Below are 15,744 nucleotides of genomic sequence, written 5' to 3' on the forward strand. Positions count from 1 at the left end.
GCGCTCAGCCCTGCGGCTGCGTGATGTTGACCATCCAGCCGATGCCGAACTTGTCGACGCACATGCCGAACTCGTCGCCCCACATCTGCTTTTCCAGCGGCACCGCCACGTTGCCGCCCTCGGAGAGCTTGGCCCAGTAGCCGCGCAGCTGGTCGACGTCGTCGCCGCTGAGGCTCACCGAGATGTTGGTACCGGGGTTGTGGTCCATGCCCGGCGGTGTGTCGGCCGCCATCAACGTGAACCCGTTCTCGGTCTCGAGCTGAGCGTGCATGATCTTGTCCGCCGCGGGGGAGTCCGGCATGCCGGACTCCCCGAACGTGTTCACAGTCAGCGTCCCGCCGAACACGTCCCGGTAGAACTCCATCGCCTGCCGGGCGTCGTCGCGGAAGCTGATGTACGGGTTGAGGATCGAAGCCACCGGACACTCCTTCGTCGTGGACGGGAATGAATCCTCGCAGAAGACGAAGGGGCGGACAACGGGGTCGCTCCGGCGGGTGAAGAAATCGCGTTTCCGTAACGGAGCCAGGTGTCGTACGAGCGGCGATTCGCGTTGCCGGGTGGCGGTTTCCGGGGCGCGCGGTGAAAAGATTCCGATTATTGCCGTGCTCACGGATCGGTGGTGAGCTTTCCGCGAAGTTGTTCCAAGGTCTGTGACAGCAGGCGCGACACGTGCATCTGGGAAATGCCCACGCGGTCGGCGATCTGCGTTTGCGTGAGGCCACCGAAGAAGCGCATCACGAGGATCGCGCGTTCACGAGGCGGCAGCTCGCGCAGCAGTGGTTCCAGCGCCTCGTGGTTTTCGATGTGCTCGAGTTCCGCGTCTTCCTCACCGAGGGTGTCCGCGAGCGAGAGGGGCTCGGCGTCGTCGTGCACGGGCTTGTCGACTGACAGCGTCTGGTACGCGTTGCCGGCGATGAGGCCTTCGTGGACTTCGCCGACGTCGAGCCCGAGGTGCTCCGCGAGCTCAGTCGGCGTCGGCGCGCGGCCCAGGGTCTGCGACAGCGCGCTCGAGCCGTGGCTCAGCGCGAGGTGCAGTTCCTTCAGGCGGCGCGGCACGCGCACCGACCAGCCGGTGTCGCGGAAGTGGCGGCGGATCTCGCCCATGATCGTGGGTACGGCGAAGGACAGGAAGTCCGGGCCGCGATCCGGGGTGAACCGGTCGATGGCGTTGATCAGGCCGATCCGGGCGACCTGCACGAGGTCCTCGCGCGGCTCGCCGCGACCGGTGAAGCGCGTGGCGATGTGCTCGGCGACCGGGAGGAACTCCGTCACCAGCGTTTCGCGCAGACGCGGGCGGCGCGGATCGTCCGGGTCGAGGGCGGCGAACTCTTCGAACAGCGGCACCGTGTGGGCGTACTCGTCCCGGCGCCGGGTGATCGGCTGCTGGTTCACCTGGCCGTCCCCGGACCCAGCTCGAGGTGGATCGCCAGGATGTTGCCGGCGGTGTCGTGACCCGGGGTGCTGGTGGCCGACACGGCGGCGGCCAGCGTCGTGAGCACGTGCCAGCCGAAGCTGCGCTCGCTCGGCAGCCGCGCGTGCCCCGTGCGGGTCTCCACGGTGATGGCGATGCCTTCGGGTGCCACGCGGAATCGGCAGGTCATGGTCTCGCCGAACTCGGCGAGCTCCACGAGCTGCGCGCACGCCTCGTCGACCGCCATCTTCGCGTCGGCGATCGCGTCGAGTCCGTAGTCGGCGCGCGCGGCCACCGCCTGGGCCAGCATCCGCACCAGAGGGATCTGCCCGGTCTCGGCGGGCAGGCGAAGCTCGATCACCTCGTCGAGCAGGTTGTCGACCGCCGGCATCGCGTGGCTCGGCGAGCTGCCGGCTGCTTCGTTTTCCATGATTCCCGGTTACCCACTCGGCCCGGCTTCGACACCTGGGTTCTCGCCCGGATCGGGCGGTGCGGGGGAGCGGCACCGCGTGTCGGACAGGTGAACGGGATGCAGTAATCTCGCCCGAGGACCCGTTAAAGCGCTAGCGGCCAGTGGTGGCGCGCGCCCGGGTCTCGCCTGGTCAGCAGCGCCCTTCAAGTACCCAAGAGAAGGGGCCTGGAAAACATGACCGGCGGCCAGGAACGGCTATCCGCGCGGCTTGACGAAGTCACCGTGGCGATGGAGTCGCTGACCGCGATGCTCGACCACCAGGAACTCGATCTCGGCCAGATGCTGCAGGCGGTCTGCGAGCACGTGGTCCAGGTGGTCGCCGGCGCAGACATGGCCAGCATCACGTTGGTGCGCGACGGGGTCGCGGAGACCGTCGCCAGCACCGACCAGCGAGCGGTGAACTTCGACCGCGAGCAGTACCGAATCGGTGACGGGCCGTGCCTGCGGGCGGCCGAGACCGGCACGCCCGTGCGGGTCGGGGTCGGAGCGGTGGCCGACCAGTGGCCGCAGTTCGCGTCCGCCGCCGACGAGCTCGGCGTGGCGAGCTTCCTCGCCGCCCCGCTCACCGTCGACGGCGACATGAGCGGCGCGATGAACCTGTTCGGGTTCGGCGAACACGGGTTCAGCGACCTCGAGGTGAAAATCCTGGAGCTCTACACCGCCACGGTGGTGTTCGGCCTGCGCAGTGCGCGGCGCTACTTCGACGCGCAGGAGCTGGTGGCCCAGCTCAACCGCGCGCTGGAGACGAGAGCCGTGATCGACCAGGCCAAAGGCATCCTGATGGCCGCCCACCGCATCACCGCCGAAGAGGCTTTCCAACGGCTCGTGAAGCGTTCGCAGGACGGAAACCGCAAGCTCTACGACGTGGCAGCCGAGTTCGTGGCCGCCGTGTCCAGTTTTACCTGACCCCGCCCCGCGCCGGTACGCGTGCTCGCGCGCGACACTGGGTATGTCCCCGAGGGGGTTTCAGTCCGGAAGCGGGTGAACCACATGGTGCAAGTGCGGGTCCAGGGTCTCGCCGTCGTCGCCCAGGAGGTGGCGCCGGTGGTGTTGCTGCGTGAGGAAACGGGGCAGCGCCGCTGGCTGGCCATCACCATCGGCGCGCCGGAGGCGCAGGAACTGGCCGCCGCGCAGGAGCAGGTGACCTCGGCCCGGCCGGGCACGGTCGAGCTGATCCTCGAGGTGGTGTCGGCGTTCGGCCGGCAAGTGACGAGTGTCGAGGTCACCGAGCTGCGCGACAGCATCTTCCACGCCGACCTGGTGCTCTCGGACGGCGTGCGTGTGTCGGCGCGGCCCAGCGACGCGATCGCGGTGGGGCTGCGCGCCCACGCACCCATCGAGGTCGCCGAGGCCGTGCTCGCCGAGGCCGCGGTGGACGTGACGGTGGCGGGCGGCGAGGACCCGGCCGAAGCACTCGGTGGGGAGCCGGGCGTGGGCACCGAGGACGAGATCCGCCAGTTCCGCGATCTGCTCGACGAGGTCAGCCCCGACGACTTCCGCGACCCCGGCTCCGGGCCCGCCTGACCGGGAATAGCGATCGCCGCTCGTGATGTTGATCGAGACGGCCGATGCGCTTCGTGTCCGCCGGGCTCACCCCTCGTCGCAGCGGTGTTCGGTCCGGCTGTCCCGGCGTCCGGGCGGCGCCGCGTCGCGCGAATCTGCCGAGAGGCGGGCACAGCGCACCGGCCCCGAGACGATGGCCCCCGACCTGGCTCCGGTCGGGGGCCATCCTCGTGCGCGGGGTTGACGGAGGGCGCTCAGCCGCGCAGCTGCGGCGGCTCGCCGTCCACGCCGAGGTCGACCTCCGCGTCGAAGGCGTTGTGCTCGTGCCCGGACACCGGCTGCGCGAGGTCGGTCCCGAGGTCGAAGCCCGCGTGCTCGGCGGCTTCGGCGAGCCCCTCGTTCTCGTCGGACCCGTGCCGGCGGTGGTGGCGCTCGATCATCCCGACATCTTCGGCAGTCCGGACCCCGGTGGACAACCAACGGAGGATGAACGCCTCACGCGGGCTCGTGGGAGGTCTGCCCCAAGATCATCTCCACGAGCTCCAGCGCGTGCTCCGTGCTGCGCGCGGTGAAGGTGAGGTCCACGAACACGTCGCGAAGGTCGGTGTCCTGGGCGGTGCGCTCGATGGCGCTCACCACGTCGGCCACGCCGGCGCCGGCCTGCGGGTAGAGGCGCAGGATGGCGCCCAGCTCCGCGGGGTTCCGGCCGGCTTCCCCGGCCAGCTGCCGCAGGTTCGCCAGCGGCGCGACGATCGCGGCCTCCGGGTCGTACTCGGCCGGCGGCGTGACCACCGGCAGCCAGCCCGCCGCCCGCCGCGCGATCCGGCGCATCGCGGCCGGCGCGTACCCGGCGAGGTACACCGGCGGCGTGCGGACCGGCTTGAACGAGTCGTGGGTCTCGGGCACGGTCCAGTGCCGGCCGCGGTACTCGGCGGGATCGGTGGTCCACAGCGCTTCGAGGGCGTCGAGGCATTCGTCGAGTCGCGCGCCGCGTTCGGTCATCGGCACGTTCACGGCCTCGTACTCCTCGGGAGACCAGCCGGTGCCCAGCCCCGGGACCAGCCGGCCGCCGCTGAGCGCGTCGATCGTGGTGAGCGACCGCGCCAGCAGGGCGGGCGGGTACCAGGGCGCGTTGAGCACGTTGGTGCCGAGCCGCACCCGCCCGGTCACCGCGGCCGCGGCGGCCAGCAGCGCGAACGGGTCGAGCCGCACGGCGAACTCGGCCGGGATCGCGTCGGAGCCGCCGTAGCCGACCGTCGGGTGCACGGCGCGAGCAGGCGGTCGCCGACCCAGAGGCTCGCGGCGCCGAGCTCCTCGGCGCGCCGGGCGAAGCGGGTGACGCCCGAGCCGTCTCCGGCGAACGGGCCGAACTGGGGCAGGGTGAAACCGATGCGCATGGAAGTCTCCCGGCGTCCGCTCTGGTGGTCCCCGTGGTGATCTTGCCACCGGATCCGGGGTTCGCGGCCACGGATGTGCGCCGGGGAACCTTCAGGTGGTCAGCCGCCGCTGGCCGGGGACGTCGACAGGCGAAAGGCCCGCGGCGGCGCCGGGGCGCTCGCAGCCGAGCGGCATGAGCTGGAGCAGGCGGCGAGCGGCGTGCGAGTCGCCGGGGTCCACGTAGAAGTCGGTCTCCAGCAGCTGGGCCAGCAGCTGCATGCGCCGCAGGACCTTGAGGCCGGCGACGGCGAGGAACGTGGTGCGGCTGAGGTCGATGATCACCACGCCGACCGTGCTGCGGATGCGGGCTTCGACGACTTCGGCGAGGTGGGGCGCGGTGCAGAGGTCGACCTCACCGACCACCTCCACCACGGAAGCACCCGGGACGGGTCGGTGGACGTGCAGGCTGAGCAGGCGTTTCGGGTCGACCTGGCCGACCCCGGCGGAAAGAGCTTTCGTGCGGCGTAGGGCGCTCATCGCGGCCCGCCTCTCGTAGGCCGCGCACCCGGGTGACGGCCGACGAGGGCTGGAGTTCGGGCATCCCAGCCGATCGGCGCCAACGCTCCCGGAGCGCGGTGAAATCGCGGCGGCTGGTGGCTCAACCAAGACCCAGAGTAGTGCACGTGCACTAGAGCCGCCAGCCACCGCGGGAGTGGTTATCGCCGAACCTGCTTGCCCGCCGCGATGTAGGCGTTGGAATCGCCGAGGAACGAGAACACGACGCCGAGCACGGCCGCCAGCGCCGAGAGGTAGCTCAGCCAGGTGCCGCCGTTGCCCGTGATGAGCGACAGGACTTGCAGCACCGTGAGCACGGTCAGCACGATCCGCGCCCAGTTGCGCCCGGCTCGCAGCTTCACCGCGAAGAGCAGGTACAGCAGCGCGATGACGATCGCGATCACGACCGCCACGACGAGCGCGATGTTCGCGCCCTGGGCCAGCTGCTCCTGGCTGAGGTTGGGGTTGGTGCGGCGGGCGGCGTCGATGAGGTCGTCCTTCTGCCCGAACAGCAGCAGAGCGCCGACGATGCCGATCACGGTCGAGACGACGAACGCCCAGAACGCGACCATGATGGTGCTGGGCGCGGCCGGACGTGGGGGTTCGCTGGAGGAAGGGGGCTGGTTGGAGTCCTCGGGAAACCGCGGCAGATCGCTCATGTGAGGACATTAGGCCCACCGCCGCGGCCCTGCACTACGACGAGGAGACGGTTCCCGTGGCCGTTTCCAGGCTCGGGTGGATCTCCAGCACCGAGTCGAGGTGCAGCAACCCGATCGGCCGCAGCAGGCCGCGCTGCTGGGTCACGACACGGAACGGGATCCCGTCCTCGGTCGCGCGGCCCCGGACGTCGATCAGCACCGAAAGGCCGCTGGAGTCGCAGAACGGCACTTCGGACAGGTCCACGACGAGCACGTCGGGGCGGGCCTGAAGGGCGGCGACCAGCTGGTCGCGCAGTGCACCCGACACCGCGGTGTCGATCTCCCCGACGGCGGTGACCACCGTCGTGTCGCCGGTGGTCGTGGTGGTGATGTCGAGCGTGGGCAGGCGGCGCGCGCCACCCGCTCTGAGGTCGTCGGTCACGACGGGTTCCCTCCGCGGTCACGGGCCCGCCGGGCTGGACGAGCCCCCAGCGGGCCTGGTGCCCGGCCTGGGGCCGGGACAGGGTCTGGTGACGGCTGCGTGCTCAACCGTGGTTCGTCCCGAACGTATCAGCCCCCGCCCGGCCGGGCAGAACAAGCGTTCACCAGCGTGGCGGTCCGCACCGTCACCGGCGTGACGGGCCGGCGTCGACAACGGTCAGCGAGAGGTCGAGGGGGTCGGTCAGCGCGCCGAGGTCGACCGTCGGGGGTTGGTCCCAGACCGGGCTGGCGTTGCCGGCCACCGCGACGTCGAAAGGGCGGCCGGGGGGACGCACGGCGGTGACCAGCCGAGCCAGTTCCTCCGGTGCCGGCGGGTGGGGGCCGGCAAGGGGGAAGATGCCGTCGCCCGCGGCGGCGCGGGCGAGGACGCGCGGGTGGTCGGTGGACATCGCGGTCCAGGTCGGGATGGGGTGCGGCTCGGGCTCGCCGGCGTCGAGGTCGACGTGGAGGTGCTCGCCGCGGTGGTGCACCTCGGCGCCCGACCGGATCGCGCGCACGACCGCCAAGGCCTCGTCGAACTTCGCCGCGCGTGGGCCGAGGGGTTCGCCGAAGCGGCTGAAGTCGCCGGTCTCGTCGGAGCCGAGGCCGGTGCCGAGGACGAGCCGTCCGCGCGAGAGCCGGCTGACGGTCGAGGCCTGCCGGGCGAGCACCCACGGCCGGCGCCGCGCCGGGGGGGGTGACCATCGGGCCGAGAAGGACCGTGCTGGTCGCCTGGGCGATCGCGCCGAGCGTCGTACACGGGTCCGCGACCGGTGGCGCGCCGGGCACGACGTGGTCCCACAGGAACACCCCGTCCCAGCCGGCGGCCTCGGCCCGCACGGCGAGCTCGACGAGCACCGCCGGGTCGCCGAACGGTCCGAACGGCGGCAGGTACAGGCCGTGGCGCACGGTGCTCACCGGGGTCTCCTCACAGGGTCGGTGCGGTAATCGGGCCACCGTAACGAGTTCGTGTTCAGCGGGCTGAATTTCCTTGCCCGACAGCGGGAACGCGCGCGGGTGGTTGCCGGTCAGCGGCACGAGAACGGGTTGGATGTGCGGACAAACCGCCTGAACGAACGGAAACCGGAGCGGGGATCTTGTCACCGCGCCCGCGGTTTGGTTGTGTCGGTGCGGACCCCGGTCGCGGCCGCCAACGCGGGCACGGGTTCCCCACGGTGCCGGTCCGGTGCCGTGTCCGCTGGGTTTCCCCCGTGAAACGAAGGAATCTGCATGCCGCGCTTGCGAAGAGTGCTGTGTTCCGTGACGGCCGCGGCGGCCGCCGTGACCGTGGCGGCCGGGTCGGCGACCGCCGCCTCCGGACCCGAGATCGCGCCGGCGGCGCCCGCCGGCCAGGCTCCGGCCGCCGTGTCGCGGACCGTCCACGAGTGGCTCACGAACCCCGGAGAGGCCACGCCCGTCGATACGCAGCTGAGTTGGCAGAGCCCGGCCGCGGCGGCGCCCACGACGGTCCGCGTCGACGCGAACGTGAAATTCCAGACCGTGTCCGGTTTCGGCGCGGCCATCACCGACTCGTCGGCCCAGGTGCTCTACGGCCTCACGCCGGGAAACCGCGACGAGGTCATGAAGAACCTGTTCGATCCGCGCGCCGGCGCGGGCATGAGCTTCCTGCGCCAGCCCATCGGCGCGTCGGACTTCGCCGTCGGCCAGGATTACAGTTACGACGACCTGCCGGCCGGGCAGACCGACTACGACCTGAAGCACTTCTCCATCGCCCACGACGAGGCGCAGATCCTCCCGCTCGTGCGCCAGGCGAAGAAGCTCAACCCCCAGCTGGAGATCGTCGCGAGCCCGTGGAGCATGCCGGGCTGGATGAAGACGTCCGGCTCGATGATCGACGGCAAGCTCATCGACTCGCCGAAGATCTATCGCGCCTACGCGCTGTACCTCGTGAAGTTCCTGCAGGCCTACCGCAAGGCGGGCGTGCACGTGGACTACCTGACCGTGCAGAACGAGCCGCAGGCGCTGGAGCGCAAGAACTACCCGGGCACCGACCTGCCGTGGCAGCAGGAGGCGAAGGTGATCGAGGCCCTCGGCCCGGCCATCCGCGCCGCGGGGCTCGACACGAAGATCCTCGGCTTCGACCACAACTGGAGCGAGCACCCCGGCGACATCGCCTCGCACCAGCGGGCCGGGGAGGACCCGCAGCCGGAGTACCCGTACGACCTGCTCTCCACCCCGGCCGCGAAGTGGATGGCCGGTACGGCCTACCACTGCTACTACGGCTCGTCCGACGCGCAGACGCCGCTCAAGGCGTCCTTTCCCGGCAAGGACATCTTCATGACCGAGTGCGAGGGCGGCGACTCGTCCACGATCCTCGGCGTGATGCGGAACTGGGGCCGCAGCTCGATCGATTGGAACATCGCGCTCGACGAGAACCACGGCCCGCATCTGGGCGGCTGCGGCACCTGCAACGGCACGATCACCGTCAACTCGCAGACGAAGGCCGTGACCTACAACGACCAGTACCGCGACATCGAGCACTTCTCGAAGTTCGTGCCGCCGGGCTCGGTGCGCATTGCCTCGTCCGTGGTCTACACCAGCGGGACCAGCACGCCGATCGAGGCGGTCGCGTTCACGACCCCCGACCGCTCGACCACCGTGGTGGCGCTGAACACCACGAAGACCGAGCAGAAGTTCACCGTCGTCTCCGGTGACCGCTCGTTCGACGCGACCGTGGGCGCCGGCGCCACCGTCACCTTCCAGTGGAGCGGCCGCTGACCGACCGGGTGGTGCGGGGCGGCGGACGACCCGCCGCCCCGCACCGCGCGCGGTACGTTCGGGTTCGGCGGACGAAGGAGCGGCGATGACGGGGCTGCCGGCCACCATGCGGTCGTGGCGCGTCACGGCCCCGGGGCCGGTCGGCACCGGGCCGCTGACGCCCGCGAGTGGACCGGTGCCCGAACCGGTGCCCGGTGACCTGCTCGTGCGGGTGCTCGTGTGCGGTGTGTGCCGCACCGATCTCCACGTCGCGGAAGGGGATCTGCCCGTGCACCGGCCGGCGGTGACACCGGGGCACGAGGTGGTCGGCGAGGTCGTCGCCCTGGGCGAGAATCCGGGGGATGCCTTCGCGATCGGTGACCGCGTGGGCATCGCCTGGCTGCGCCACACGTGCGGCAGGTGCAAGTTCTGCTCGCGGGGCACGGAAAACCTGTGTCCCGACTCGCGCTACACGGGCTGGGACGCCGACGGCGGCTACGCGGAGTACGCCGTGGTGCCCGCGGCCTACGCCCACCACCTGCCCGCCGGCTACCGCGACGACGAGCTCGCGCCGCTGCTGTGCGCCGGGCTCATCGGCTACCGCGCGCTGCTGCGGGCCGAAGTACCCGAAGGCGGGCGCCTCGGCGTGTACGGCTTCGGCGGCAGTGCGCACCTCGCCACGCAGGTGGCCCTCGCGCGGGGCGCGACGGTCCACGTGGTCACGCGCAGCCGCGCGGCGCAGCGGCTGGCGCTCGACCTGGGGGCCGCGTCCGCAGGGGAGGGGCCGCCACCCGAGCCGCTCGACTCGGCGATCCTGTTCGCCCCGGCCGGCGGGCTGGTACCCGTCGCGCTCGCCGCACTGGACCGCGGCGGCACGCTCGCGATCGCGGGCATCCACCTGTCCGACGTGCCTGCGCTGAACTACCAGCGGCACCTGTTCCAGGAGCGGCAGGTCCGCAGCGTCACGGCCAACACGCGGGCCGACGCGCGGGAGTTCCTCGCCTTCGCGGGCCAGCACCACCTCGAAGTGACCACTCGTCCGTACGCGCTGGCCCGCGCGGACGAGGCTCTCGCGGACCTCGCCGCGGGCCGGTTCACCGGCGCTGCCGTGCTGCGCACCTGACGGGGATTTTCCGCCGGCGTGACTCGTTCGGCCGTTGATAAGTCACCATGTCCTAGGTTACGGTGACCTAGATGTGGATCGACGTCCTGCTGCTCGCGAGCCTCGCCGGGCAGCCGATGCACGGCTACGAGCTGCGCCGGAAGGTCGAGGAGTCGAGCGGCCGGGCGCTGTCCAACAACTCGCTCTACCCGGCGCTGCGCCGCTTCGCCGAGGCCGGCGCAGTCACGCGCGGCGCCGAGACGCAGGAGGGCAAGCCGCCGCGGCACGTCTACACGATCACCGACGTCGGCCGTGAGCTGCTGCACGACCTGCTCGCGGACCTGCCGCCCGACCTGGCCGGCGACTCGACCGAGTTCCTCTCCCGGCTCGCCGGGTTCGGCTGGCTCGAGCCCGCGGAACGGCTGCGGGTGCTCGACGCGCGGGAAGCGGCGCTCGCCGCTCAGGGTGAGCGGCTGGGGAAGCTCGCCGAGGCACAGGAGAACCCGTGGAGCCGGCTGGTGCTGGCGGAGGTCGGGCGCCGGGCCGAGCAGGAACTGAGCTGGCTCGCGACGGTGCGTGCGCGGGCCCGGAAACCGTCACCCGAGGAGGAGACTTCCCCATGACCACCACCGAGCGTGCGCCGCGGCTGCCGTTCGACCGGCCGAACGTGCTCGAGATCGCGCCGCTGTACCAGGTTCTGCGCCGCGAAGGCCCCATCGCGCGCGTGACCACGCCGGCCGGCGACCCGGCCTGGCTCGTCACCCGGTTCGAGGAGGCTCGCGCGGTGTTCGCCGACCCGCGCTTCGGCCGATCGCACCCGAAGCCGGAGGAGGCCTCGGCGGTGTCCGACGCCGCGTTGCTGAGCGGCCCACAAGGCGCTTACGAGACCGAAGGGGCCGAGCACGCGCGGCTGCGGCGCCTGCTGGTGCCGGCGTTCTCGGCCAACCGGATGCGCAAGCTCGGCGAGCGTATCCAGGAGCTCGCCGACCGGTGCCTCGACGAACTCGAAGCCGCGCACGACGCCGCGGGCGGCGAGCCCGTGAACCTGCACGACTTCCTGTCGTTCCCCTTGCCGGTGCTGGTGATCTGCGAGCTGCTCGGCGTGCCGTACGCCGACCGCGACAAGTTCCGCGACCTGTCCGATCGCATCGGCGTGCTCGACAGCGGCGGCGACGCGAAGCTCGCGATGGACGAGTTCGCCGCCTACATGGGCGAGCTGGCCGCCAGGAAGCGCGCGGAGCCGGCGCAGGACGTCGTGTCCGATCTCGTCGCCGCCCAGGCCGACGACCCGACGTTCACCGACGACGACCTCGCCCGGCTGGGCGCGGGGCTGCTCTTCGCCGGCCACGAGACCACGTCGAACCGCATCGACCTCGGTGTGCTGTTCCTGCTCACCGACCTCGCGCGTCGCGACGCGCTCGCCGCCGATCCCGAGGGCCGCGTGCACGGCACCGTCGAGGAGATCCTGCGGATGTCCGCACCGGGTGGCCTGGGCCTGCTGCGCTACGCCCACGAGGACGTCGAGATCGGCGGCGTCGCGATCCGGCGGGGCGACGCCGTGATGATCTCGACCTCGTCGGCCAACCGCGACGCCAGCGTGTTCGCCGACCCCGAGGACTTCGACGCCGACCGCAAACCCAACTCCCACATCGCGTTCGGCTACGGCGGGTTCTTCTGCATCGGGGCGAGCCTCGCGCGCACCGAGCTGCGCGTGGTGTTCAGCGCGCTGTTCCGCCGCTTCCCGAACCTTCGCCTGGCGGTGGACGTCGACGAGCTCGACGTCCGCTCCAACCGCCTCACGGGCGGGGTCTCGAGCGTTCCGGTCACCTGGTGACCGTGGCGGGTCGCACTCCTCCCGGGGTGCGGCCCGCGCCGCTCTGTCGTGGCAGGAGACCGTTGACCGGGATGCTCCGTAGGGACGCTATGAAGTGCGTAACAGTGATACGTGATATGGATATCTGAGATACTCTGGACGCATGGACATCCGTACCCAGATGCTGGAGGCCGCAGAGAAGCTGCTCGACGCCTCGCCCGACCGCGACATCTCCACGCGCGCCGTGTGCGAGGCGGTCGGGGTCGGCGCGCCGATGCTCTACCGCCTGTTCGGCGACAAGAACGGCCTGCTCTCGGCCGTCGTGGACCACGGGTTCGACCGCTATCTGGCCACCAAGCGCGAAGTCGAGCCATCGGCCGACCCGGTCGCCGACCTCAAGAACGGCTGGGACACCCACATCGCCTTCGCGCAGGAGCACCCGGCCGTCTACCGGCTGATGTACTCCCCGGCGTTCACCGAGATCCCGAGTGCCGCGCAAGAAGCGTTGCGGCTGCTGCGGGAAGTGCTCGTGCGCTGCGCCGCCATCGGCCGCCTGCGCGTCGACCCGGACGCCGCCGCGCAGCGCGTGATGTCGGCGAACATCGGGGTGGCGCTGAACATGGTCACCCAGCCGGAGGTCTACACCGATCCCGAGCTGTCCCGGCGCGTGCGCGACGCCGTGCACGACAGCCTCCTCACGCCCGAGGACGGCACCGGCGAGACCGAGAGCTCGACGGCCCCGCTACCTACCGCGGCCCTGCAGGTCGCCGCGCTCCTGCGCACCGAGGACACCACCCTCGGCCCGGAGGAGACGCAACTGCTGCTGAAGTGGCTCGACGGCCTGGCCCGCGACTGACGAGTCCGAAGTGGACGGATCACCCCGGCCGGGGCTCAGGTCTCGGTGAGCACGAGGTCCAGCAGGCCGGGGAAACGCGCATCGAACTCGGAGCGCCGCAGCCGATTGTAGCGGCGCGGCCTGCGGTCGAGCTGTTCGAGCAGACCCGTGGACCGCAGCACCGCGAAGTGGTGACTCGCCGTCGCTTTCGACACCGGCAGGTCGAAGGTGCCGCACGCGCGTGAGAAGTCCGGCCCGTCCGAGAGCTCGCGCAGGATCGTGCGGCGCACGGGGTCGGTCAGCGCGTCGAGCGCCTGCTGCAACCTCACCTCGGCCGGATCCGTGTGGGTCAGCGTCCGCGCCATGCCGCCTCCCGGCGTTCTCGTGTCACTCCGGCGTCCGTGTCGATGGTACCCGCGTCCGGCGAATGGCTCAGACCGCGGAGATCGTGGCCGATCCCGTGTCCAGAAACGGATGCGACGCGGTCACCGTGATCGTCCCGGGGGTGTCGCGCATCGAGCGGATCCACACCGCCGCCGCGCCGCCGAGGGCCCCGAAGTCCAGGAACGGGTCGCCGATCAGGATTCCCGGCCCGTCGACCGCGACGCTGAGCACCCCTCGGGCGTGCGGGCGTGGTGCGCCGTAGCGGTCCACCGACCGGAGCGTGACGCGGGTGGTGTCCTGGCCGTCGGCGGTGATGGCGCCGTCGTCCGCGGCCACCGCCAGCGTGTCGAACGCCGGGTCGGCGCTGAACCTTCGGCGCAGCACCGTCTGCCCCTTCACCCGGCCCTCGATCGTCAGGTCCGGACGCGCGTTCCCGGTCACGGTGAGGTTCACCAGGAACGGCGGGTGCTTCAGGTGACCGAATCGCGCCCGGTCGGGGTGCGCGGTGACCGGCCGCCGGCCCGCGACGGTGACCACGAGCTGGTCGCAGTTCGACCAGATCAGTGCGTTGCGGCCGGGCCCGCCCCGCGGCGAGCCGGGCCCGAAGTCCCAGTAGAACGCGGGCTCGATCACCGCACCGCGCGACGGGGCCCGTTGCGCGCGGTAGAAACCCGCGCCCAGCTTGGGAATCCGGAAGAAGTCGACCACACCGGGGTACTTCACCCCGCGCAGCGAGTGGTACCAGCCGGACGGGTAGTCGAAGCCGCACCACGCGATCAGCCCGCAGTAGCGTGGGTCGGCCGCGGCGTGTTCGTGCACCCATGCGTGCAGCATGCTCTGCTGCCGCTGCACGTCGGCGGCGTCGGTGCGGCGGAAGTACGGCGCGCCCACGAGCGTGCCCACGGCCTCGCTCACCAGGTACGGCACGCCCCGGCGCGGCGGGCGCAGTGGCGGAGGCGCGTTGCGCGAGGGCGGGCGGCTGTAGTCGTTGAACGAGAAGACGCCGCCGTTCTCCTTCACCGGATACAGCGGCGACACATAGCCCTTCTGCCCGGCGACCGCGCCGGTGCACGGCCGCATCGGGTCGAGCTCGGCGGCCAGCTGGTCGGTCTTGCCGTAGAGCGTGTACTGGCCCAGCGTCTCGTTCACGCGCGTGCCCCACACGATGATCGACGGGTGGTTGCGGTCGCGCACGATCATGTCGTGCACGTCGCGCACCGCGAGCTCCTGCCACGCGGTGTCGCCCACGTGGTCCCAGCCTGGTAGCTCCTCCCAGACGAGGATCCCGAGCTCGTCGCACGCGTCGAGGAACGCGGGCGACTGCGGGTAGTGCGAGCAGCGCACCATGTTGACGTTGAGCTCGTTCTTGAGGATCTCGGCGTCGCGCCGCTGCACGCGCTCGGGCATCGCGCCGCCGACGAACGGGTACCACTGGTGGCGGTTGAGTCCGAAGAGCTTCAGCGGCCGGCCGTTGAGGTGGAAACCGTCCACAGTGAACTGGGCGTCGCGCAGCCCGGTGCGCACGGGGTAGGTGTGGATTTTGCGTCCGGCCACCGACAGCGTGACCACGACGTCGCACATCGCCGGCTCGTCAACGTCCCACAGCTTCACCGCGTCGAGGCCTTCGAGCGTGACGGTGGTGTTCGTCTCGCCCTTGCGCAGCCCCGCGATGTCGGTGACCGCGGTGGCGATCTCGGCGCCCGCCTGGCTCAGCGTCGCCGTGAGCCGCACAGGTCCCTTCACCGCCTTCGCCGCGTCGACGGTGCAGTGCACCACCACGGCACGGTTCGGCGTGAGCACGGCGACCTGCTGGGCGTACACATCGGACAGGTACGCCTGCGGCGTGCCGTAGAGGTTGACCGTGCGGTAGATCCCGGCGGGCTGGTAGAAGTCGATGGCCGTCGGGTTCGGGTACTCCGGCAGGTCCGGGGGAGTGTCCTGCTGCCAGCGGCCGTCGACGGCCACGGCGAGCACGTTGTCGGAGGCGCTGAGCAGCCCGGTGATCTCGCACGTGAGCGGCAGGTAGCCCCCGCTCTGCGAGGCGACACGGCGGCCGTTGAGGAACACCGTGGTTGCGCTGAGGACCCCGTCGAACCGCAGGAACGTGCGGTTCTTTCGCAGCTGTGGCGGCACGGAGAAGTGCTGGCGGTACACCCACAGGTGCTGCCAGTCGTCCGGGTGCCAGCCCTCCCACGACAACGGCGTGACGCAGTGGGGCACCGACACCAGCGTCATCGACCGGTCGTCGAAGTCCACTTCGGTGCAGCCGGGCACGAACGGGCCGAACAGCCAGTCGGCGCCGAATCCGCCGGTCGCCTGCACCGGCTCGGGGTGGTGCAGCGCGGCCGAGAGCGCGCCCGAAGCCGCGATGGCCGCACCGGCGCCGAACAGGAACGTGCGCCGGGCGTGACCGGTCTTCGGGACAGCCGTGTCCCCGGGTTCTTCCTCCGCCATGC

At 71.3% G+C, this 15,744-nt stretch carries 18 protein-coding genes; 7 read left to right on the forward strand and 11 right to left on the reverse strand.

What is annotated here, in order from left to right:
• Positions 1-4: 4 nt before the first annotated feature.
• The 3 genes from AB0F91_RS30825 to AB0F91_RS30835 all read right to left on the reverse strand — a co-directional run bounded on the left by AB0F91_RS30825 (position 5) and on the right by AB0F91_RS30835 (position 1,841).
• The gene (locus AB0F91_RS30825; RefSeq protein ID WP_360603126.1) at positions 5-418 is read right to left on the reverse strand and encodes a VOC family protein; all 414 of its coding nucleotides are present in this window, start codon (positions 416-418) and stop codon (positions 5-7) included.
• Between the two features lie 188 nt (positions 419-606).
• Entirely contained in the window at positions 607-1,392 is a 786-nt protein-coding gene (locus AB0F91_RS30830) for a SigB/SigF/SigG family RNA polymerase sigma factor (protein ID WP_360603128.1), read from the reverse strand.
• A complete protein-coding gene (locus tag AB0F91_RS30835; RefSeq protein WP_360603130.1) occupies positions 1,389-1,841 on the reverse strand; it encodes an ATP-binding protein in 453 nt (150 codons plus the stop codon). The genes AB0F91_RS30830 and AB0F91_RS30835 overlap by 4 nt, the downstream gene beginning before the upstream one ends.
• A 216-nt stretch (positions 1,842-2,057) precedes the next feature.
• Here AB0F91_RS30835 and AB0F91_RS30840 point away from each other — a divergent pair, with 216 nt between their 5' ends.
• Both AB0F91_RS30840 and AB0F91_RS30845 read left to right on the forward strand, forming a co-directional pair.
• Positions 2,058-2,789, forward strand: coding sequence for a GAF and ANTAR domain-containing protein (locus tag AB0F91_RS30840; protein WP_360603132.1), 732 nt, complete (start codon positions 2,058-2,060; stop codon positions 2,787-2,789).
• A gap of 84 nt (positions 2,790-2,873) precedes the next feature.
• Positions 2,874-3,407, forward strand: a complete 534-nt coding sequence (locus AB0F91_RS30845) for a bifunctional nuclease family protein (RefSeq protein ID WP_360603134.1) — start codon at positions 2,874-2,876, stop codon at positions 3,405-3,407.
• Positions 3,408-3,640: 233 nt separating this feature from the next.
• On the opposite strand, the gene AB0F91_RS30850 is transcribed toward AB0F91_RS30845, so the two are convergent.
• The 6 genes from AB0F91_RS30850 to AB0F91_RS30875 all read right to left on the reverse strand — a co-directional run bounded on the left by AB0F91_RS30850 (position 3,641) and on the right by AB0F91_RS30875 (position 7,107).
• The gene (locus AB0F91_RS30850) at positions 3,641-3,826 is read right to left on the reverse strand and encodes a hypothetical protein (protein WP_360603136.1); all 186 of its coding nucleotides are present in this window, start codon (positions 3,824-3,826) and stop codon (positions 3,641-3,643) included.
• 55 nt (positions 3,827-3,881) lie between these two features.
• Positions 3,882-4,652: a TIGR03619 family F420-dependent LLM class oxidoreductase gene (locus tag AB0F91_RS30855; RefSeq protein WP_360603137.1), complete on the reverse strand. Its 771-nt coding sequence runs from the start codon at positions 4,650-4,652 to the stop codon at positions 3,882-3,884.
• 222 nt (positions 4,653-4,874) lie between these two features.
• Positions 4,875-5,300: an STAS domain-containing protein gene (locus AB0F91_RS30860; RefSeq protein ID WP_360603139.1), complete on the reverse strand. Its 426-nt coding sequence runs from the start codon at positions 5,298-5,300 to the stop codon at positions 4,875-4,877.
• 179 nt (positions 5,301-5,479) lie between these two features.
• On the reverse strand, positions 5,480-5,977 hold the full coding sequence (locus AB0F91_RS30865; protein ID WP_360603141.1) for a hypothetical protein: 498 nt from the start codon (positions 5,975-5,977) through the stop codon (positions 5,480-5,482).
• Between the two features lie 34 nt (positions 5,978-6,011).
• Positions 6,012-6,398: an STAS domain-containing protein gene (locus AB0F91_RS30870; RefSeq protein WP_360603143.1), complete on the reverse strand. Its 387-nt coding sequence runs from the start codon at positions 6,396-6,398 to the stop codon at positions 6,012-6,014.
• Positions 6,399-6,582: 184 nt separating this feature from the next.
• The gene (locus tag AB0F91_RS30875; RefSeq protein WP_360603145.1) at positions 6,583-7,107 is read right to left on the reverse strand and encodes an LLM class flavin-dependent oxidoreductase; all 525 of its coding nucleotides are present in this window, start codon (positions 7,105-7,107) and stop codon (positions 6,583-6,585) included.
• A 559-nt stretch (positions 7,108-7,666) separates the two neighbouring features.
• Between AB0F91_RS30875 and AB0F91_RS30880 the strand changes: the two genes are divergently transcribed.
• The 5 genes from AB0F91_RS30880 (at position 7,667) to AB0F91_RS30900 (ending at position 12,925) form a co-directional block, all read left to right on the forward strand.
• Complete coding sequence (locus AB0F91_RS30880; protein ID WP_360603147.1) at positions 7,667-9,175, forward strand: glycoside hydrolase family 30 beta sandwich domain-containing protein; 1,509 nt, start codon at positions 7,667-7,669, stop codon at positions 9,173-9,175.
• Positions 9,176-9,281: 106 nt separating this feature from the next.
• Positions 9,282-10,277 (forward strand): zinc-binding alcohol dehydrogenase family protein, encoded by a 996-nt coding sequence (locus AB0F91_RS30885; protein ID WP_360603399.1) that lies wholly within the window; start codon positions 9,282-9,284, stop codon positions 10,275-10,277.
• 71 nt (positions 10,278-10,348) lie between these two features.
• Entirely contained in the window at positions 10,349-10,879 is a 531-nt protein-coding gene (locus AB0F91_RS30890; protein WP_360603149.1) for a PadR family transcriptional regulator, read from the forward strand.
• A complete protein-coding gene (locus AB0F91_RS30895; protein WP_360603151.1) occupies positions 10,876-12,090 on the forward strand; it encodes a cytochrome P450 in 1,215 nt (404 codons plus the stop codon). The genes AB0F91_RS30890 and AB0F91_RS30895 overlap by 4 nt, the downstream gene beginning before the upstream one ends.
• 142 nt (positions 12,091-12,232) lie before the next feature.
• Positions 12,233-12,925 carry a TetR/AcrR family transcriptional regulator gene (locus tag AB0F91_RS30900; RefSeq protein WP_360603153.1) on the forward strand — a complete coding sequence of 231 codons (693 nt, stop codon included), beginning with the start codon at positions 12,233-12,235 and terminating at the stop codon, positions 12,923-12,925.
• Between the two features lie 35 nt (positions 12,926-12,960).
• Here the strand turns inward: AB0F91_RS30900 and AB0F91_RS30905 are convergent, their stop codons facing one another.
• Together AB0F91_RS30905 and AB0F91_RS30910 are read right to left on the reverse strand one after the other, a co-directional pair.
• Positions 12,961-13,269, reverse strand: coding sequence for a helix-turn-helix domain-containing protein (locus AB0F91_RS30905; protein WP_360603155.1), 309 nt, complete (start codon positions 13,267-13,269; stop codon positions 12,961-12,963).
• A 67-nt stretch (positions 13,270-13,336) separates the two neighbouring features.
• Entirely contained in the window at positions 13,337-15,742 is a 2,406-nt protein-coding gene (locus AB0F91_RS30910) for a glycoside hydrolase family 2 TIM barrel-domain containing protein (RefSeq protein WP_360603157.1), read from the reverse strand.
• Positions 15,743-15,744 lie beyond the last annotated feature (2 nt).

Source organism: Amycolatopsis sp. NPDC023774, from assembly GCF_040639695.1.
Lineage (GTDB): Bacteria > Actinomycetota > Actinomycetes > Mycobacteriales > Pseudonocardiaceae > Amycolatopsis.